Genomic DNA, 19,084 nt, shown 5'->3' on the forward strand with positions numbered 1-19,084 from the left:
CCGGGGGAACCGATGCACCACGCGAACCACTTCTACGGCCACGCCCACGTGCTGGCCCGCTACTGCGGGCTGGGCGACGGCCACCCGCCCCGGATCAACGGGTACGTCCAGCACGGCTGGAACATCGGTGACGGCCTCGCCCCCGGCCACCCGTACGCCGAGCGCACCCCCAGCCTGCTCTGGTCGGAGCAGACCCGGCGACGGGCCTGGTCGGTGGGGCGGCGCAACGTGGTGGTCGTCGGCGCACCCTTCGCGTACCTGCTCGACCTGCGCCGCGACGACCCGCCGCCGGCCGCCCGGGAGGGCACCATCTGGTACCCGTTCCACGGTTGGGAGGGTCAGCACGTCAAGGGCGACCACCGGGAGCTGATCGCCCGGATCCGGGACACCGAGCCCGGCCCGGTCACCGTCTGCCTCTACTGGCACGAGTACGGCATGCGCCGGGTCCGCCGGCTCTACGAGAACGCCGGCTTCCGGGTGATCTGCCACGGCTACCGGGGGCACTGGTGGCGCGACACCGACCCGCTGTTCCTCGACAAGCAGCTCACCGAGCTGCGCCGGCACGCCCGGGTGGCGTCCAACCGGTTGACCAGCGCCATCTTCTACGGCATCGCCGCCGGCTGTGAGCCGGCCGTCTACGGCGACCCGATGATCCTGGCCAAGGAGGACCCCACCTTCGGCGGCACCGCCCGGATCCGCCGGCAGTGGCCGCAGCTGCACGGCGAGTCGGTGGACCTGCCGACCGCCGTCGCGATCGCCCACGCCGAGCTGGGCACCGACCACCGCTGCACCCCCGCCGAGCTGCGTGAACTGCTCGGCTGGGCACGTCCCGCAGGAGGCACGAGTTGACCACTGGAACCACCGCCCCCGTCGTCCTGCCCGGTGGGGAGATGCTGGCCTGGTCCGACCTGCCGGAGCAGCGGCTGGCCGACGGGGGGCCGCTGGGCGCGCTGGCCGCCCTGGTCGTACCGGCCGGGGCGCGGGTGCTGCTGGCCGGGCCGCACGACCCGGCGCTGCTGGACCGGCTCGCCCACGCCGAGGTGACCTGCCTGCTGCGTAGCCACCCGGACGCGGTGGCCCTGGCCGACCGGGCCGCCCGGGTGGTGGTCGGCGGCCCCGCCGGACTCGACCCGGCCGACACGTTCGACGTGGTGCTGGCCGGGGCCGGACTGGACGCCGTCGAGTCGGTCGAGGGGGCCCGGCTGGGCTGGACGGGGGTGTTGGCCCGGCTGGCCGCCGCCCTGCGGCCCGGCGGCACGCTGCTGCTGCGCCTGGACAACCCGCTGGGGGTGTCCCGGCTGGTCGCCCCCACCCCCTGGTACGCCGACCGGGGCGACGCGGCGTGGAGCATCGGCGGGGTGCTCGACGCGGGCCGCCCGGCCAACCGGGAGCAGCTGCGGGCCCAGCTCGCCGAGGTGGGGCTGACCGTGGGCGTCAGCTATGCCGCGTACCCCGGTCCGGGTGCCCCGACGGCCCTGGTCGCCACCGACGCGCTGGAGCAGCGGCCCACCTCGGGGCTGCTCGACGCGGTGCTGCACGGTGCCTGCGCGGGCGGGTTCACCGCCGGCCCGGTGCTCCAGGACCCGGCCCGGCTGGCGGTCGACGCGCTGCACGCCGGGCTCGGCGCGGCGCTGGCCCCCGGCTGGCTGACGCTGGCCCGCCGCCCCGGCCCCGACGCGCCCGTCGACTGGGCGCTGCCGGTGGTGCTGGTGCAGACCGGCCCGCCCGGCGTCGGAGTGGTCGAGGTGGCCGACCGGTCGGACGGCTGGCACTGGTCGGTCACCGGCGGCGGGGCCGACCGGACCCGGCCGGCGCCCTTCGCCAGCCGGGAGGCCGCCCACCGGGACCCGGCCGCACTCACCGGCCCGGTTCCGCCGGGACGGCTGCTGCGCACCGTGCTGCTCGACGGTTGCCTGCGTCGCGACCTGGACGCCCTGCGCCGGCTGCTGCGCGGCTACGCGGGCTGGCTCGCCGGGCAGGCCGACCCGGACAGGCGGCTCACCGGCGCGGCGGCGCTGGCCGACCCGGACACCGTGGTCGTCGACGGGGACACCTTCGCGGTGCTCGACCCGAGCTGGCGGGCCAGCGAACCGTTGCCCCTCGACGTGGTGCTGGCCCGGGGGCTGTGGCGGTTCGCGGTCACCCTGCTCACCGGCGGCTACGCCCACCCGTGGCCGTCCACCCTCGACGTCGCCGGGCTGACCGTGGTCCTCGGTGGGGTCGCCGGGCACGACCTGGACCGGGCCACCGTGGACGCAGCCGTGGAGACCGAGGCGGCGGTCGCCGCCGCCCTGCGTGGCCTGGACGCCGACGGGCGGGGGATGCTCGCCACCGAACTGCACGCGGTCACCCCCACCGATCCGCCCGCCGGACCGCGCAGCTACCAGCAGATGCGCGAAGCCTGGGTACGCCAGCGGGAGGAGCTGACCCGGCTGGCCGCCCTGCTGAAGTGGACCGAGGAGCTGCTCACCTCGCGGGAACGGGCGCTGCGCCGCGCCGACGCCACGATCAACCTGCTCAGCGGCTCGCTCAGTTACCGGGTGGGCCGGCTCGCCATCACCCCGGCCCGGCTGGCGAAGCGGGGTGCCCGGGCGGCCAAGCGGCGGGCCCGCGAGGCGCTCGGCCCGAAGCCGGCGGAGGAACAGCAGTGACCGCCCCGCACACGGGACAGTCCGACGCCCCACCGCACGGCGCGCTCGCACCGGCCGGGCCGGCCGGCTCCGACCTGCGGATCGTCGGGATCGTGCAGGCCCGGATGGGTTCGTCGCGGCTGCCCGGCAAGGTGCTGCGCCCGCTGGCCGGACGCAGCGTCCTCGGCCGGGTGGTCCGGGCCGCCCGGGACAGCGGGGTCCTCGCCGACCTGGTGGTCGCCACCAGTGTCGACCCGGTCGACGACGCGGTGGTCGCCGAGTGCGCGCGGCTCGACGTGCCGGTGCACCGGGGACCGGTGGACGACGTGCTGAGCCGGTTCGTCGGCGCGCTCGACGCCCACCCCGGCGACGCCGTCATGCGGTTCACCGCCGACTGCCCGCTGCTCGACCCGGAGATCGTCACCCTGGTGGCGGCGGTCTACCGGGCCGTCCCCGGGCTCGACTACGCCAGCACCTCGATCGCCCGTACCCTGCCCCGGGGGCTGGACGTGGAGATCATCCGGGCGGACGCGCTGCGCACCCTGGACCGGCTCGCCGCCGACCACCACCGGGTGCACGTCACCTCCTTCGCGTACGCCCATCCGGAGCTGTTCCGGGTGCTCGGGGTGACCCTCACCCCGGACCGGTCGGCGCTGCGGCTCACCCTCGACACCGACCAGGACTGGGCGCTGGTCAGCGCGGTCGTCGACCACTTCGGCGACGTCAGCGTGCCGCTGGCGAAACTCGCCGACTGGCTGGACGGGCGGCCCGACCTGCGTACCCTCAACTCCTCGGTACGCCAGAAGCGGCTGGAGGAATCCTGAACCCACCACGGATCGGGCTGCGCTGCGACGCCGGCCCGCACACCGGCGTCGGGCACCTGGTGCGGTGTCTGGCCCTCGGGGAGGAGTTCCTGGCCCGGGGCGCGCGGGTCGAGTTGTTCGGCACGGTGGACCGGGTCGGCTGGGCCGCCGCCCACCTGGCCGCGTGCGGCATCCCGGTCCACCCCGGTCCGGACACCCCCGCCGGGCTGGTCGAGGCGGCCCGTACGCACGCCCTCGACGCGTTCGTGCTCGACTCGTACGAGCTGGACCCGGCGGGCGCGGGGGCGCTGCGGGCGGCCGGCGTGGTCACCCTGGCGATCGTCGACGGGGACACCCGGGGTCAGGACGCCGACCTCTACCTGGACCAGAACTTCGGCGCGGACACCCCCGACGGGCAGCCCACCGCCGGCACACCCGGCGACGGGCGGCTGCTGGCCGGCGTCCGGTACGCGCTGCTGCGCGACGCGGTGACCGCCGCCCGGCCGCCGGCGCCACCGCCGGCCACCCCGACGGACCGACCCCGGGTGCTGGCCTTCTTCGGCGGCACCGACGCGGTCGGCGCGGCCCCGGTGCTGACCCGGGTGCTGCTCGGCACCGGGCACCCGATGGCGGTGACCGTTGTCGTCGCCCGCCCCGGGATCGAGGCCGACCTGTCGCAGGTCGGCACCGGGCGGGGGCAGTCGCTGCACCTCGTCGCGCCGACCGACGCCCTGCCCACGCTGATCGGCGCGGCCGACCTAGTGGTCAGCGCCGCCGGCACCTCCACCTGGGAGCTGTGCTGTCTGGGTGCGCCCGCCGCGCTGGTCTGCGTGGTGGACAACCAGCGCGACGCGTACCGGCGGGTGGTGGCGCACCGGCTCGCCGCCGGCCTCGGTGAGCTGCCGGAGCTGACCGCGCCGGGGTTGGCCGGCCGGGCCGCGCGGGCCGACGCGGCCCGCACCCTGCACACCCTGCTGGCCTCCCCGCAGCGGCGGGCGGCGCTCGCCGCCCGCGCCTGGGCCACCGTCGACGGGCGCGGCCGGCAGCGGGTGGCCGACGCTGTCCTCACCAGGATCGCTGATCGTACGGGTGTGCTAAAACCCTGATAGGGTGCCGGGTATGCCGCCGGCCGCCTACCAACCGTCGATGCTCGACCTCACCGACACCGACCCGACGCTGACCCCGCTGACCGGGCTGCGCCGCCGGATGCTCACCCGGGGCGCCTGGGTCGACCACCTGCCCGGCTGGGTGCGCGGCTCCGACACGGTCCTCGACACCCTACGCACCGACGTCCCCTGGCGGGCCGAACGCCGCACCATGTACGACACCGAGGTCGACGTCCCCCGCCTGCTCTGCTGGTACGGCCCCGACCGCCCGCTGCCGCACCCGCTGCTCACCGCCGCCCGCGCGGCACTGAGCCGGCACTACGCCGCCGAGCTGGGCGAGCCGTTCGTCACCGCCGGCATGTGCCTCTACCGCGACGGGCGGGACAGCGTCGCCTGGCACGGCGACACCATCGGCCGTTCCGCGCACACCGACACGATGGTGGCGATCGTGTCGTTCGGCGCGCCCCGCCCGCTGCTGCTACGCCCCCGGGGCGGCGGCGACACCCTGCGTTTCCCGCTCGGCCACGGCGACCTGGTGGTGATGGGCGGGTCCTGCCAGCGCACCTGGGAACATGCCGTGCCCAAGACCACCCGCCCGGTCGGCCCCCGGGTCAGCGTCCAGTTCCGCCCCGTCGACGTCGCCTGACGCCGACGGGGCGGCCGTCAGCCCTCGCGGCGGCCGGGGCGACCTCAGTCGCGTTCGATCAGGTGCCCGACGACGGTCGGGCCGAGCATGACGGCGAAGCCGGACCCGTCGCGGCGCGGATCGGCCGGCGGCAACTCCACCGGGTCACCCGTCGCCGTCGCACCCACCGGCCGCGCGCCGATCCAGGCCACCACCAGATCCGTCTCACCCTTGAGGAACCGCTGCGCCCGCACCCCGCCGGTCGCCCTCCCCTTCGCCGGGTACGACGCGAACGGCGTCACCTTGACCGTCGCCCCCGTCGAGGTGACCACCATCGGCTCCCCGTGCACGGCGTCGTCGGTGCGGACCGCCCCGAAGAACACCACCCGGGCACCGGTGGGCAGGCTGACCCCGGCCATCCCGCCACCCTTGAGCCCCTGCGGGCGGACCACGGACGCCGCGAACCGCAGCAGGGACGCCTCACTGGTCACGAACGCCAACGTCTCGCTGCCGTCGGCGAGCCAGGTGGCCCCCACCACCTCGTCGCCCGACCGCAGCGAGATCACCTCGAACTCGTCGGACCGCACCGGCCACTCCGGTGTGCACACCTTCACCACGCCCTGCCGGGTGCCCACCGCCAGGCCCGGGGAGCCCTGCGCGGTCGGGCCCAGCGGGGCCAGCCCGATCACCGTCTCCCCCGCCGCCAGCGGGACCAGCTCGGCGGCGGCCATCCCGCCCCGCAGCGACACCGTGCCGGCCTGCTCGGGCAGCACCGGCAGCGGCAACACGTCGACCTTGAAGGCCCGGCCGGCGCTGGTGACCAGGAGCACCCGGCCCCGGGCCGTGGTGTGCACGACCGCGCGTACCGTGTCGTGCTTGACCCGGCCGTTACGCCGACGCCCCTCGGAGGCCTCCTCCGACTCGGCAGCCGTCCGGGCCACCAGCCCGGTCGCCGAAAGGATCACCTGACACGGGTCGTCGGCCACCTCCAGCGGCCCGGCCGGCACCGACGCGGCCAGCACCTCCTTGAGGTCCCCGTCGACCAGGGTGGTCCGCCGCGACCCGGAGAACTGCTTCACCACGGCCGCCAGCTCGTCGGAGACGACCTTGCGGAGCACCTTCGGGTCGTCGAGGATCTTCGACAGCGCGGCGATCTCCCCGCGCAGCTTGTCCTGCTCGGCCTCCAGCTCGATCCGGTCGTACTTCGTCAGCCGGCGCAGCGGGGTGTCCAGGATGTAGGTGGCCTGGATCTCGGAGAGCTTGAACTTCTGCATCAGGCCGTCCTTCGCGGCCTGGGCGTCCTCGCTGGCCCGGATCAGCTTGACCACCCGGTCGATGTCGAGCAGGGCGATCAGCAGGCCGTCGACCAGGTGCAGCCGCTCCTCGCGCTTGCGCCGCCGGTACGCGCTGCGCCGGGTCACCACCTCGTACCGGTGGGCCAGGAACACCTCCAGCAGCGCCTTCAACCCGAGGGTGCGCGGCTGGCCGTCGACCAGCACCAGGTTGTTGATGCCGAACGACTGCTCCAGCGGGGTCAGCCGGTAGAGGTCGGCCAGCAACGCCTGCGGGTTGACCCCCACCTTGCACTCGACGACCAGCCGGGTGCCGCTCTCCCGGTCGGTGAGGTCCTTGACGTCGGCGATGCCGGTGAGCCGCTTGGTCTTGTTGACCTCGTTGGTGATCGCCGCGATGACCTTCTCCGCGCCGACCCCGTACGGCAACTCGACCACGGTGATCGCCTGCCGACCCCGGCTGCCCTCCAGCGGGCCGATCTCGACCCGCCCGCGCATCCGCACCACGCCGCGCCCCGTCTCGTACGCCCGGCGCACCTCGTCCAGCCCGAGCAGCAGACCGCCCGTGGGCAGGTCGGGGCCGGGGACGAACTCCATCAGCTTGTCGAGGTCGGCGTCCGGGTGGTTGATCAGCCAACGGGCGGCGGAGACCACCTCGCCGAGGTGGTGCGGGATCATGTTGGTCGCCATCCCGACCGCGATCCCGGACGCGCCGTTGACCAGCAGGTTGGGGAAGGCGGCGGGCAGCACGGTCGGTTGGGTCAGCGAGCCGTCGTAGTTGGGCTCGACGTCGACGGTGTCCTCGCCCAGCTCACCGACGAGCAGCATCGCCTCCCGGGCGAGCCGGGCCTCGGTGTAGCGCGCCGCGGCCGGGCCGTCGTCCGGGCTACCAAAATTTCCATGCCCGTCGATAAGTGGGGCGTTGAGCGAGAAGTCCTGGGCCATCCGGACCATCGCGTCGTAGATCGCGGTGTCACCGTGCGGGTGGTAGCGCCCCATCACGTCGCCGACCACCCGGGCCGACTTCACGTGCGAGCGGTCCGGCCGGAAGCCGTTCTCGTGCATCGAGTACAGGATGCGGCGGTGTACCGGCTTGAGGCCGTCGCGGGCGTCGGGCAGGGCGCGGGAGTGGATGACCGAGAAGGCGTACTCCAGGTAGGAGTCGGACACCTCGGTGACCAGCGGGTTGTCGAAGACCCGCGCGCCGGCCTGGTCGAAGGCGGACAGGTCCACCTTGGCGCGGTCGTCCTTACGGCGTGCCATCGTTCAGCTCTCTTCCCGGTGTGCGGCGGCCACGGTGCTCATGCGTCGATCGCGTCCCGGTCGACCCGGTCGGAGGAGTCGATCAGCCAGTTACGGCGCGGCTCGACCTTCTCGCCCATCAGCAGTTCGAGGATGCGCTCGGCGGCGTCGACGTCGTCGAGGGTGATCCGGCGCACGGCCCGGGTGGCCGGGTTCATCGTGGTCTCCCACAACTCGTCGGCGTCCATCTCACCGAGGCCCTTGAAGCGCGGGATCGGGGTGACGATCTGCTTGCCGGCCTTCTCCAGCTTGCGGACCGTCGCCTCCATCTCGGCCTGGGTGTAGGTGTAGGTGGTCTGCGGGCTGCGCCCCTTCGTGGTGATCTTGTGCAGCGGCGGCATCGCGGCGTAGAGCCGGCCGGCCTCGATCAGCGGGCGCATGTAGCGGGCGAACAGGGTGATCAGCAGGGTCCGGATGTGCGCACCGTCCACGTCGGCGTCCGCCATGATCAGCACCCGGCCGTAGCGCAGCGCGGACAGGTCGAAGGTACGTCCCGAGCCGGCCCCGAGCACCTGCACGATCGCGGCGCACTCGGCGTTGTCGAGCACCTGCTGGAGGTTGGCCTTCTGCACGTTGAGGATCTTGCCGCGAATCGGCAGCAGCGCCTGATATTCCGCAGAACGGGCAAGTCGCCCCGTGCCGAGGGCGCTATCCCCTTCCACGATAAATAATTCACTCCTATCGATGCCTGCGGCGCGGCAGTCGACCAGTTTGGCGGGCATCGACGCGCCCTCCAGGGCGGTCTTGCGCCGGGCGGCGTCCTTCTGCTGCTTCTGGGTCAGCCGGACCCGGGCCGCGTCGACGATCTTCTGGAGCACCGTGCGCGCCTCGGCCTTGCTGCGCTTGTCCTCCAGCCAGGCCTTGACCTGCTGCTCGACCAGGGTCTGGAGCACCTTGGTGATGCCGGCGGTGGAGAGCTCGTCCTTGGTCTGCGAGGTGAACTGCGGCTCGGGGATGCGCACGTGCACCACCGCCGTCATCCCCTCCAGGACGTCGTCCAGGGTGGGCGGGTCCTCCTTGGGCTTGAGCAGGCCCCGGGTGTTGCGGACGGCGTCGGCCAGGGTCCGGGTCAGCGCCCGCTCGAAGCCCCGGCGGTGGGTGCCGCCGTGGGCGTTGCGGATGGTGTTGGTGAAGCACTCGACGGTGCGCTCGTAGCCGGTGCCCCAGCGGAAGGCGATCTCGACCTCGGCCCGGCGCTGCACGTTGGACTGCATCACGCCGTTGGCGTCGGCGGCGTTCTCCCGGTACGTCCCCTCGCCGGTGACCAGCAGGGTGCCGGAGACCGGCCGGTCACCGGCCGGCGCCAGGAACTCGACCATGTCGGTGAGCCCGTTGGGGTAGTGGAAGCGCTCCTCGACCGGCTCCTCGGCGGTCTCGTCGCGCAGCCGGTAGTCGACCCCGGGGACCAGGAAGGCGGTGTTGCGCAGTTTCATCCGGACGGCCTCGACGTCGAGGCGCGCGCCGGTCTCGAAGTAGCGGGCGTCGTGCCAGTAGCGGATCGAGGTGCCGGTGCGCTGGCCGCGTTTCATCGCCCCGACGACCTGCAGGCCGGGGCCGGGGGTGAACGGGGCGTCCGGGCCGTCACCGGCGAAGACGCCGGGCACCCCGTGCCGGAAGGACATCGCGTGCACCTTGCCGCCGCGCCTGACGGTCACGTCGAACCGGCGGGACAGCGCGTTGACCGCGGAGGCGCCCACGCCGTGCAGGCCGCCCGAGGTCTTGTAGCCGGAGCCGCCGAACTTGCCGCCGGCGTGCAGCCGGGTGAGCACCAGCTCGACCCCGGAGATGCCGGACTTGGCGTGCACGTCGGTGGGGATGCCCCGGCCGTCGTCGTCGACCTGCACCGAGCCGTCGGCGTGCAGGATCACCTCGACCGTGGTGGCGTGACCGGCGACACCCTCGTCGGTGGAGTTGTCGAGGATCTCGTTCACGAGGTGACCCACGCCACGACTGTCGGTGGAGCCGATGTACATGCCGGGACGCTTGCGGACGGCGTCCAGGCCCTCCAGGTGGGTGAGGTCGTCTGCCCCGTAGAGGGTCTCAGGCTGTGCGGTCAACTGGTCGTACTCCCCGGTCTCGGCGGTGTGGTGCCGCTCACCGTCTCGATCTCCACGCGCGGCGTGCCGCAGCGAGCGTAGCCGTACGCCCCGACAGCGCCGTGCAGCCCCACGTCGGACGGCGGGTGCGCGTCCGCCGGGGACAACGCCGTCAGGCGTCGGGGCCTTCCCTGACGGGGTGCACCCCGGGCCGGGAACGACCGTTTCCGCCGTTGGACGATCGTGTTAAGAGGCATTGACGTCCATCTCGCCAAGTGATCTGATCCGGCCCGGAAGGATCTTTCACATTTCCATGGACAGATGGGGGACGTCATGTCCAGGTTCCACCGTAGCGCCCTCGCCGCGCTGCTCACCGTCGCCGCGGCCGCCCTGCCGGTCGCCGCCGGCCCGCCCGCGCCGGCCGTCGCCGCCCTGCCCACCGCCGCGGTCGCCCTCGGCGACAGCTTCATCAGCGGCGAGGGGGCCGGGGCGTACTCGGCGGTGACCGACGTCAACGGGGTCGCCCAGCCGTTCCCGGGCTGGTCGGCACCGAACACCAACGCGTACTTCTGTCACCGGTCACCCAACGCCTCACTGTTCAGGGCGGATCTGCCGGGGATCGCCGACCGGTTCAACCTGGCCTGCTCCGGCGGCCAGCCCTACGACATCGCCAACGCCTCGGCCAGCCGGGCCAAGGGCCGCCAGGTCGCCGCCCAGCTCGACCAGTTGCGCGCGGTCGGGCAGACCCACGACATCGACCTGGTGCTGGTCGGTCTCGGCTCGAACAACAGCTCGTTCACCTTCGGCAGTGTCGCCGAGAAGTGCGCCAACCGGTTCATCGCCGACGCCTGGACCGGGTGGTGGGAGTTCTGGGCGTACCTCGGCGGCCCGGTGGAGCAGGAGCCCTGCTCGGACGCCGACCTGGCCACCTCCGCCCAGGTCGCCGCCGCGACGGCGGAGACCACGGCGGCGGTCCGGCAGATCCTGACCACGCTGGACGAGATCGACGCCGACGGCCAGCACCGGATCGTCTTCCAGGACTACACCAACCCGCTGCCGCCGGAGCTGGCCTCGACCTACTGGGAGGAGGACAGCCGGGACGACACCCGGGACAAGTTCCGCGACCTGGGGGCCGAGCGGTACGCGGCCGGCTGTCCGATCCACCGGGCTAGCCTCGCCCCCGGTCAGCGTTTCTCGCAGGGCCTGGGCACCCTGGTCAGCTCGGTCCGCAGCACGCTGTCCGCCGAGTTCCCCGCCGCCGACCTGGTCTACCTCAACGTGCAGCGGGCCTTCGACGGGGCCCGGCTGTGCGAGTCGGCGGGCAGCCCCGGCAACGCGCTGGCCACCCCGATCCGGCTCCAGGACGGCACCTCCGGGGTCTTCGTGACCAGCCTGTCCGGTTACGACAAGCTGGACATCCAGCGAATCGCGAACACCTGTGGGACGTACTTCCAGACGTGCCAGGAGTCCTGGCACCCGAGCGCGGCCGGGCACCAGGTGCTCGGCCGGTGCCTGACCGGTGCGGCGGCGACCAGCGCCCACGCGGTCTCCTGCGTCCGCTCGCCGGACGGGACGATCCAGATCAGCTGAACCCGACGCCGGCAGGGCGATCGTGTGGGTCGCCCTGCCGGCCGGTCCGCGCCCCGGGCCGCTCAGGTCGCCACCGGGGTGCGGGCCGCGGCCGGGCCGGGCGCGGGGGTGGGCAGCAGGGCCACCGCCGGGCCGCCGGCCAGTTCCTCCAGGGGCATCTCGTCGAGTACGGCGAGGAAGGCCGCCTGGGCGCGGCGGAGCTGGACCCGCAGGCGGCAGCCGGCGCGCAGGGCGCAGCCGGTCTCCTCGCAGGAGACCACCTCCCCCTCCCCCTCGAAGGCACGCACGACCCGGCCGACGGTGATCCGTTCGGCCCCCTCGGCGAAGGCCACCCCGCCGCAGCGGCCCCGGACGGTGAACAGCACCCCGATGCGCTGGAGCCGCTGGACCACCTTGGCCACGTGGCTGCGGGGCAGGTCCAGCCGTTCGGCCAACTCGTCGACGGTGGTCCGGGTCGACGCGGGGGCGGTGAGCATGACGATCCGCAGGGCCATGTCCGTCGACAGGTTGAGCTTCACGGTCCGACCCTAGCCAGCGCCCCTGGTGGCGGACAGGGGCCGGGTGGCGGTGACCGGCGTGCCGACGGGCCCGGGACTTTCGGCTCTAAGAGGACTTTCAAGTTCCTGTTTTAGTGGTCTCCGGTACCCGTTTGGAGGAGGAGCCGTGCTCTCGGAGTCGTCAGCCGCCGTCGTCACCGCCACCCTGCCCGTGGTCCGGGCCCATGCCGACCGGATCACCGGCCGGTTCTACGCCCGGATGTTCGCCGCCCATCCGGAACTGCTGAACCTGTTCAACCGGGGCAACCAGGCGACCGGCCGGCAGCAGGCGGCGCTGGCCGCCTCCGTGGTCGCGTACGCCGGGCACCTCACCGGCGAGAACGCGACCGGGTGGACGGCGGTGCTGGAGCGCATCGCGCACAAGCACGCCGCACTGGGCATCGCCGCCCACCAGTACCCGCTGGTGGGCAGGCACCTGCTGGCCGCCGTCGGCGAGGTGCTGGGCGCGGCGGTCACCCCGCAGGTCGCCGCCGCCTGGGATGAGGTGTACTGGCTGATGGCCTGCGAACTCGTCGCCCGGGAGGCCCGGCTGTACGCGGCCACCGGGCTGCCCCACGGCGGGGTGGTCTGGCGCGACTGGCGGGTCACCGGGGTGACGCCGCAGGCCACCGACGTCGTCTCGGTCACCCTCGTCCCGGTCGACGGCGGCCCGGTGCCGGGCTTCGTGCCCGGCCAGTACGTCTCGGTCGCGGTGGACCTCGACGGCGGGCGCGGCCGGCAGATCCGGCAGTACAGCCTCTCCGGCCGGCCCGACGCCGACCACTGGCGGATCACCGTCAAGCGGGTACGCGGCACGGGCGCGGCCCCGGACGGGCTGGTCTCCGGCTTCCTGCACGACCACGTCGGCCCCGGCGGCACCCTGCCGCTGAGCCCACCCTTCGGCGAGGTGAGCGCGGTGGCGGGCCAGGGGCCGCTGTTGCTGGTCAGCGCCGGGATCGGGCTCACCCCGGCGATGTCGGCCCTGGCCCACCTGGCGGCGACCGCGCCGGACCGGCCGGTGGTGCTGGCCCACGCCGACCGGGACGGCGCCGCCCACGCCCACCGGGCCGACCTGGTCGAGCTGCACGCCCGGTTGCCCCGGCTGCGCCTGCGGCTGTGGTACGAGGAGACCACCGGCGACGACGCCCGGGGGTTGCCCGCCGAGGTGACCCGGGGCCGGATCGACCCGGAGCTGATCCCGCTCTCCCCCGACGTGCACGTGCACCTGTGCGGTCCGCTGCCGTTCATGAACCGGGTCCGCGGCGGCCTGCTGCGCCGGGGGGTGCCGGTGGAGCGGATCGCCTACGAGGTGTTCGGTCCGGGGATGCTGCCCGAGGTGGGCTGAGCACTGCCGGTCACGGGGACGCAGGGCGCTCGGACGGGCACGCAAAGTTGTTGTTTACCGCCTCCGCGCTGGGCAACTGGTTCGGCATGCCGGGCGGCGCGTGACGTCCGGGCACCGACGCCGCAGGGGCGGCCGGGTGCCTGTCACGCGCCCGGTGCGCGGGACCGGGTGATGACGCCGGCCGGAGCCGCCGCACCGGATTCCGCCTCGCCGGTGACCGGCCCACGGAGGAGGAAGCATGCGCATCGCGATGGTCTCGGGACACGCCAGCCCGCTCGCCGTTCCCGGCGGACATGACGCCGTGGGGCTGCACCTGCACGTCGCCGAGCAGGCGGCGGCGCTGGCCGCCGAGGGCCACGAGGTGCGGGTCTACACCAGACGGGACGACACCGGGCTGCCCGACACGGTGCCGACCGACGCGGGGTACCAGGTGTGGCACGTGCCCGCCGGTCCGGCCCGGCCGGTGCCCGCCGACGAACTCCTGCCCCACCTGGGCGAGTTCGGCCGCTGGCTGGCCACGCACTGGCAGCAGGACGGGTGGCGGCCGGACGTGGCGCACGCCCACTTCTGGCTCAGCGGCCTGGCGGCCGTGCACGCCGGTCGGCGTACCGGCACGCCCGTGGTGTTGACGTACCACGACCTGGGCAGCGCGTACCGTCGCCGCCCGGATGGCCGGGAGCGGGCCGGCCGGGGGCGGATCGGCTACGAGCGGGCGCTCGGGCGGGCCGTCGACCGGGTCGTCGTCCAGTCACACGACGAGTTGGGGGAGCTGGTCCGGCTCGGGGTGCCCCGGGCGAAGCTGGCGCTGGTGCCGTCGGGGGTGGACGAGCGGCTGTTCAGCCCGACCGGGCCGGCCGCCGCCCGGGTCGCGGGCCGGCCCCGGCTGCTCACCGTGGGTCCGCTGCACGAACGCCGGGGCGTGCAGGACGTCGTGCGGGCACTGCCCGGCGTGCCCGGGGCCGAGTACGTGGTGGTGGGCGGGCCGCCGGCCGGGTCGCTGCCGGCCGACGACGTCGCCCGCCGGTTGACCGCGCTCGCCGGGTCCTGCGGTGTCGCCGACCGGGTCCGGCTGGTCGGTGCGGTGCCCCGTGCGGAGTTGGCGGCCTGGTACCGCTCCGCCGACGTCCTGGTCGCCGCCCCGTGGTACGAGCCGTTCGGCCGTAGCCCGCTGGAGGCGATGGCGTGCGGCGTGCCGGTGGTGGGCACGGCGGTCGGCGGGATCACCGACAGTGTGGTCGACGGGTTGACCGGGGACCTGGTGCCGCCGCGTGACCCCCGGGCGCTGGGCACCGCGGTCCGCCGGCTGCTCGCCGACCGGGTACGCCGTTTCGCGTACGCGACGGCGGCGTTGGACCGGGTGCGGGTGCGCTACTCGTTGCGGCACTGGGCCGAGCAGCTCGGCACGGTCTACGCCGCGGTCAGCGGGGTCGGCCGGCTGGCCCCGGCGGCGGCCTGACCGCCCCCGGCGGGCGGCGCGACAGACCGCTTATTACCGACCGGTAGGATGTTCCGGTGAGCGGGGACGCGGATTACACGCAGCAGTTCGTCGACGTCGACGGGGCCCGGATCGGCATCCAGGTCTATCCGGAGCCCACCGGGTCGCCCGCCGCGCCGCTGGTGCTGATCTGCCCGGCGATGGGGGTCCGCGCCCGCTACTACCGCCCGTTCGCCGCCGCGCTGCGCGCCGCCGGGCTGGCCGTGGTCGTCGCCGACCTGCGTGGCACCGGGGCCAGCACGCCCACGCCGTCGCGGGCCTGCCGGTACGGCTACCGCGAACTGGCCGCCGACGTCGGCGCGGTCCTCGACGCGCTCAAGTCCCACCGGGACGGCCGCCCGACGCTGCTGCTCGGGCACTCCCTCGGCGGGCAGGCGGCCCTGCTGCACCTCGCCCTGCACGGTGTCGACCAGGTCGACGGGCTGGCCCTGTTCGCCGTCGGCATGCCGTACTGGCGCGGCTACCCGGGCCTGCGCCGGTACGGCGTGCTGCCGTACAGCCAGGGGATCGCGGCGGTCGCCGGCACGCTCGGGGTCTGGCCGGGCTGGGGGTTCGGCGGCCGGCAGGCGCGCGGGGTGATCCGGGACTGGGCGCGTACCGCCCGCACCGGTCGCTTCCCCACCCTCGACGGGGTGGACGGCGACGCGGCGGTGGGCCGGCTGACCCTGCCGGTGCTGGCGGTCAGCGTCGACGACGACCAGTACACCCCGCACCCGATCGTCGACCACCTCTGCGCCAAGCTCACCGCCGCGCCGGTCACCAGGCACCGGTACACGGCGGCCGAGGCCGGGGCCCCGCTGGACCACTTCCGCTGGGTCCGGGCCGGCCTGCCGCTGAGCCGGCGGGTAGCCGACTTCGCGGCCGGTCTGCCCCGCCGCTGACCCCGGTGTCCGGTCCGGTACCTGCCCGCCGGCAGCCGGGCGCGTAGCCCCCGTCGGGACGGGTATGCCGCTGCGCCCGAACACGGTGGAGGGGGATCAGATGTCGGAACGACACACCGCACTGCGCTCGATGCACGATCTCGGCCTGGCGGCCTGGTTCGGTGGCTCCCTGATGGGGGCGCTGGGCGTCAACGGAGCGGCGGCACGGATCAGCGACTCGACCCAACGGCTTCCGGTGGCCTCGGCCGGCTGGTCGCGGTGGACGCCGGTCAACGCGGCGGCGATCGGCGCGCACCTGGCCGGCGCGGTGGGTGAGCTGGCCACCGAGAGCCCCCGGATGATGGCCCAGTCCGGGGTGGGTCGGATGAGCGCGGTGAAGACGGCGCTGACCGTCGGCGCGCTCGCGGTCACCGGCTACAGCCGGCTGGTGGGCATGAAGTTGCAGAACGCCGGCAACCCGCCGGTGTCGGGGACCACCGAGCCCAACTACCAGACGCCCGCCGAGGTGGCGCACCGGCAGCGGCAGATGAAGGTCCTGCAGTGGACCGTGCCGGCGTTGACCGGGGCGTTGGTGGTGGTCACCGCGTACATGGGTGAGCAGCAGAAGCCGGGCCAGGTGTTCCGGGGGATGCTCGGGCGCGCCGGTGGGCTGATGGGTGCCCCGATGACGATGGGCCGGCTGGCCGCGACGGGGGCCCGGCGGCGGATGGCGATGGCCGGCTGACCGGCGGGCCGGGACCGGCCGGTACGGGGGCCGCCGTCAACGCCGACGGCGGGCCCCGTACCGGCGCGGTCAGTGGCCCGGCACGAACGGTGGGCCCGTACCGGCACGGTCAGTGGCGGGCGGCTGCCGTCGTGGGGGCCACCACCCCGAGCAGTTCGGCCAGCCGGGCGGCGTCGCGCTGGGCCTGCCCCGCGCAGCAGTTGTTGAACAGCACGTGCACCTCGCCCGACCGGTCGGCCAGGTCGGTGAGCAGGTCGGCCCAGCGGCGCAGTTCGTCGTCGGCGTAGGCGTACCGGAACCGGTCCTCCTTGCTGCCGTGTTCCCAGTGCGCGCTGTGGCCGTGCATCCGGACCAGCACCGGCTCGGCGGTACCGATCATGATCGGGGGCACCGAGGACGGGTGCCCCTGCGGCATGTCCACGCAGACCAGGCTGAGGTCGTGGTCGCGCAGGAAGGTCACCGTCTCGGCCGCCGCCGCACCGTCGAACCAGGACCCGTGGCGCAGTTCCACGGCGACCCGCCAGGGCCGGCACCGGTCGGCCAGTTCCGCGATCCGCCGCCGGGCGCCCTCCCCGCGCACCAGCCACGGCGGGAACTGCAGCAGCACCGCGCCGAGCCGGTCGGCCGCCACGAGCGGCGCCAGCGCCGCCCGGAACCGGGCCCACAGCTCGTCGTACGTCGCCTCGGGCAGGTCGCGGCGGCGGACCCGGGACGGGCCGGTGGCCGGTCGCAGGTCCCTCGGCAGCACCTGGACCGGTGTCGGGTGCCCGGTGAACAGGCTGAACGCCTTGACGTCGAAGGTGAAGCCCGGCGGGGTGGCCGCCGCCCAGCCGGCGGTGGTCTGCGGCACCGGGACGGCGTAGTACGAGGTGTCGACCTCGACCAGCCCGAACCGTCCGGCGTACCAGCCCAGCCGCTGGGCCGGGGTACGCACCGACCGGGGATACCAGCCGGCGCGCAGCAGCGTCTGATCCGCCCAGGACGAGGTGCCCACCCTGATCGTTCCCATGTGGTCCAGTCCACCGCCAGGCGGCCGGATCGGCAACCGCAGGGGCGGATGCGGTCGCAGGTGCGGTGGGGCGGGGCGGGGCGGAAAGTGTCGGAGGGTGGCCCTAGCGTGACCCCCGACGACATCGACCACGGAGGGTGGCGGATGACCACTTCGGAGCGGGTGCTCACCGGCGAACGGGCCGACCTGGTGCAGTCCCTCGGCCTGCACCGCGGCTTCCTGCGGCACACCGTGCGCGGGTTGACCGACGCGCAGGCGGCGACCCGCAGCACCGCCAGCGAGCTGTGCCTGGGCGGCCTGATCAAACACGTGACCATGGTGGAGCACCGGTGGGCGCGGTTCATGGCCGGCGGTGCGGAGGCGATGGAGAGCGAGCCGGTCGACTGGGCGGGCATGTTCCGGATGACCGACGACGACACCCTGACCGACCTGCTCGCCCGGTACGCCGGGACGGCGGCCCGCACCGACGAGCTGGTCGCCACCCTCGACCTGGACACGGTCCACCCGCTGCCGGAGGCACCCTGGTTCGAGCCGGGAGCGAGCTGGTCGGTGCGGCGGACGGTGCTGCACGTGATCGCCGAGACCGCCCAGCACGCCGGGCACGCCGACATCATCCGCGAGTCCATCGACGGCGCGAAGACGATGGGCTGAGCCGGCCGGTCACCGTGGGCGGTCGACGACGTAACGGGTCAGGCCGAGCAGGAACCGGCCGTCCTCGGTGTCGGCCCGGTCACCGAGGACGGCACGCCCCTCGGCAAGCGCCGCCCCGGCCAGTTCCCGGGCGCTGCGGCGGGCCACCTCGACACTGTCGTACGCGGTCAGCCGGCGGTGCAGCCAGCGCACCTCGGTCGCCGTGCGCTCGGCGCGGGGGGTGCCGAGGAAGGCCACCGCCCGTTCCCGTTCCCCGGCCGTGCAGCGGGCGAGGAAGTCGATGAGGATCAGGGTGCGCTTGCCCTCCCACAGGTCGCCGGCGATCTCCTTGCCGTAGGCGGCGTACTCCCCCACCAGGTTCAGCACGTCGTCGGTGATCTGGAAGGCCGCACCGAGATACCAGCCGTAGCGGTCCAGCCGGTCAGGGCGCAGCCGTCCGCCGCCGGCCGCCAGCACGCCGGTGCGGCACGGGTAGATGCAGGTGTACCAGGACGTCTTCTTCAGGCACATCCGGTAGTAGTCGTCGGGGGTGAGGTCGCAGGCGTTGTCCCTGATCCAGCCGATCTCGATGGCCTGGCCCTCCAGCGAGTGACGCAGCATCAGCCGGGTCTGTTCGACCAGTTGCCAGGTGGTGCCGGAGCCGAGGGCGTCCCGGTTGGCCAGCAGCCGGTCCAGGGCGAGCAGGTTGGTCATGTTGCCGACGTTGAGCGCCACGCCCACGCCGTACGCGGCGGGCAGGGTCGGCGCGCCCCGCCGCTGCTCGCTGCCGTCCTGGATGTCGTCGTGAATGAGGAAGGCGTTGTGGAACAACTCGACGGTGGTGGCCACGTTGACCGCCGCCTCGTCCGGTTCGCCGCCGTCCCCGGCGAGCCGACACGCGGCCAGGCAGAGCGCCGCCCGCAGCCCCTTGCCGGAGCGGCGGGGATAGTCGGCGACCAGATCGTAGAGGTGGCGGGGGCCGCCGGTGGGCAGGTCGGCGAGCAGGGTCGCCATGGTCCGCGCCCGGTAGCGGTCCAGCACCGCGCCGACCTGGTCGTCGATGCCGGGGAGGGTCATCGG

Annotated in this window: 16 protein-coding genes; 11 read left to right on the plus strand and 5 right to left on the minus strand. The window is 74.2% G+C overall.

The window, feature by feature from the left end:
• Window positions 1-12 precede the first annotated feature (12 nt).
• The 5 genes from ACWCHM_RS18025 (at window position 13) to ACWCHM_RS18045 (ending at window position 5,185) form a co-directional block, all read left to right on the plus strand.
• Window positions 13-849 (plus strand): hypothetical protein, encoded by an 837-nt coding sequence (locus tag ACWCHM_RS18025; protein ID WP_204961179.1) that lies wholly within the window; start codon window positions 13-15, stop codon window positions 847-849.
• Window positions 846-2,651, plus strand: coding sequence for a class I SAM-dependent methyltransferase (locus tag ACWCHM_RS18030; protein WP_372446015.1), 1,806 nt, complete (start codon window positions 846-848; stop codon window positions 2,649-2,651). Before ACWCHM_RS18025 ends, ACWCHM_RS18030 begins: the two co-directional genes overlap by 4 nt.
• A 74-nt stretch (window positions 2,652-2,725) precedes the next feature.
• Entirely contained in the window at window positions 2,726-3,454 is a 729-nt protein-coding gene (locus ACWCHM_RS18035) for a cytidylyltransferase domain-containing protein (protein ID WP_204961439.1), read from the plus strand.
• Entirely contained in the window at window positions 3,451-4,539 is a 1,089-nt protein-coding gene (locus tag ACWCHM_RS18040) for a PseG/SpsG family protein (protein ID WP_454223101.1), read from the plus strand. The genes ACWCHM_RS18035 and ACWCHM_RS18040 overlap by 4 nt, the downstream gene beginning before the upstream one ends.
• Before the next feature lie 13 nt (window positions 4,540-4,552).
• Complete coding sequence (locus tag ACWCHM_RS18045; RefSeq protein WP_454219087.1) at window positions 4,553-5,185, plus strand: alpha-ketoglutarate-dependent dioxygenase AlkB; 633 nt, start codon at window positions 4,553-4,555, stop codon at window positions 5,183-5,185.
• A gap of 44 nt (window positions 5,186-5,229) precedes the next feature.
• On the opposite strand, the gene ACWCHM_RS18050 is transcribed toward ACWCHM_RS18045, so the two are convergent.
• Window positions 5,230-7,719, minus strand: coding sequence for a DNA gyrase/topoisomerase IV subunit A (locus ACWCHM_RS18050; RefSeq protein ID WP_454219088.1), 2,490 nt, complete (start codon window positions 7,717-7,719; stop codon window positions 5,230-5,232).
• Window positions 7,720-7,757: 38 nt separating this feature from the next.
• Complete coding sequence (locus ACWCHM_RS18055; protein ID WP_454219089.1) at window positions 7,758-9,815, minus strand: DNA gyrase/topoisomerase IV subunit B; 2,058 nt, start codon at window positions 9,813-9,815, stop codon at window positions 7,758-7,760.
• 312 nt (window positions 9,816-10,127) lie between these two features.
• On the opposite strand from ACWCHM_RS18055, the gene ACWCHM_RS18060 reads away from it, so the two are divergent.
• Entirely contained in the window at window positions 10,128-11,384 is a 1,257-nt protein-coding gene (locus ACWCHM_RS18060; RefSeq protein ID WP_204961174.1) for an SGNH/GDSL hydrolase family protein, read from the plus strand.
• Between the two features lie 62 nt (window positions 11,385-11,446).
• On the opposite strand, the gene ACWCHM_RS18065 is transcribed toward ACWCHM_RS18060, so the two are convergent.
• Window positions 11,447-11,902 (minus strand): RrF2 family transcriptional regulator, encoded by a 456-nt coding sequence (locus tag ACWCHM_RS18065; RefSeq protein WP_204961173.1) that lies wholly within the window; start codon window positions 11,900-11,902, stop codon window positions 11,447-11,449.
• A 145-nt stretch (window positions 11,903-12,047) separates the two neighbouring features.
• Here ACWCHM_RS18065 and ACWCHM_RS18070 point away from each other — a divergent pair, with 145 nt between their 5' ends.
• The 4 genes from ACWCHM_RS18070 to ACWCHM_RS18085 all read left to right on the plus strand — a co-directional run bounded on the left by ACWCHM_RS18070 (window position 12,048) and on the right by ACWCHM_RS18085 (window position 16,365).
• On the plus strand, window positions 12,048-13,265 hold the full coding sequence (locus tag ACWCHM_RS18070) for a globin domain-containing protein (RefSeq protein ID WP_454219091.1): 1,218 nt from the start codon (window positions 12,048-12,050) through the stop codon (window positions 13,263-13,265).
• Between the two features lie 238 nt (window positions 13,266-13,503).
• Window positions 13,504-14,721, plus strand: coding sequence for a glycosyltransferase (locus ACWCHM_RS18075; protein ID WP_204961171.1), 1,218 nt, complete (start codon window positions 13,504-13,506; stop codon window positions 14,719-14,721).
• Between the two features lie 56 nt (window positions 14,722-14,777).
• Window positions 14,778-15,641 (plus strand): alpha/beta hydrolase family protein, encoded by an 864-nt coding sequence (locus ACWCHM_RS18080; RefSeq protein ID WP_204961170.1) that lies wholly within the window; start codon window positions 14,778-14,780, stop codon window positions 15,639-15,641.
• 100 nt (window positions 15,642-15,741) lie between these two features.
• The gene (locus ACWCHM_RS18085) at window positions 15,742-16,365 is read left to right on the plus strand and encodes a hypothetical protein (RefSeq protein ID WP_067311729.1); all 624 of its coding nucleotides are present in this window, start codon (window positions 15,742-15,744) and stop codon (window positions 16,363-16,365) included.
• Window positions 16,366-16,474: 109 nt separating this feature from the next.
• On the opposite strand, the gene ACWCHM_RS18090 is transcribed toward ACWCHM_RS18085, so the two are convergent.
• Window positions 16,475-17,374 (minus strand): DUF72 domain-containing protein, encoded by a 900-nt coding sequence (locus ACWCHM_RS18090; protein ID WP_454219094.1) that lies wholly within the window; start codon window positions 17,372-17,374, stop codon window positions 16,475-16,477.
• Window positions 17,375-17,518: 144 nt separating this feature from the next.
• Here ACWCHM_RS18090 and ACWCHM_RS18095 point away from each other — a divergent pair, with 144 nt between their 5' ends.
• Complete coding sequence (locus tag ACWCHM_RS18095) at window positions 17,519-18,025, plus strand: DinB family protein (RefSeq protein WP_421488939.1); 507 nt, start codon at window positions 17,519-17,521, stop codon at window positions 18,023-18,025.
• Between the two features lie 9 nt (window positions 18,026-18,034).
• Here the strand turns inward: ACWCHM_RS18095 and ACWCHM_RS18100 are convergent, their stop codons facing one another.
• On the minus strand, window positions 18,035-19,081 hold the full coding sequence (locus ACWCHM_RS18100; RefSeq protein WP_421488940.1) for a polyprenyl synthetase family protein: 1,047 nt from the start codon (window positions 19,079-19,081) through the stop codon (window positions 18,035-18,037).
• Between the last annotated feature and the right edge of the window lie 3 nt (window positions 19,082-19,084).

The organism is Micromonospora sp. SCSIO 07396, assembly GCF_053667945.1.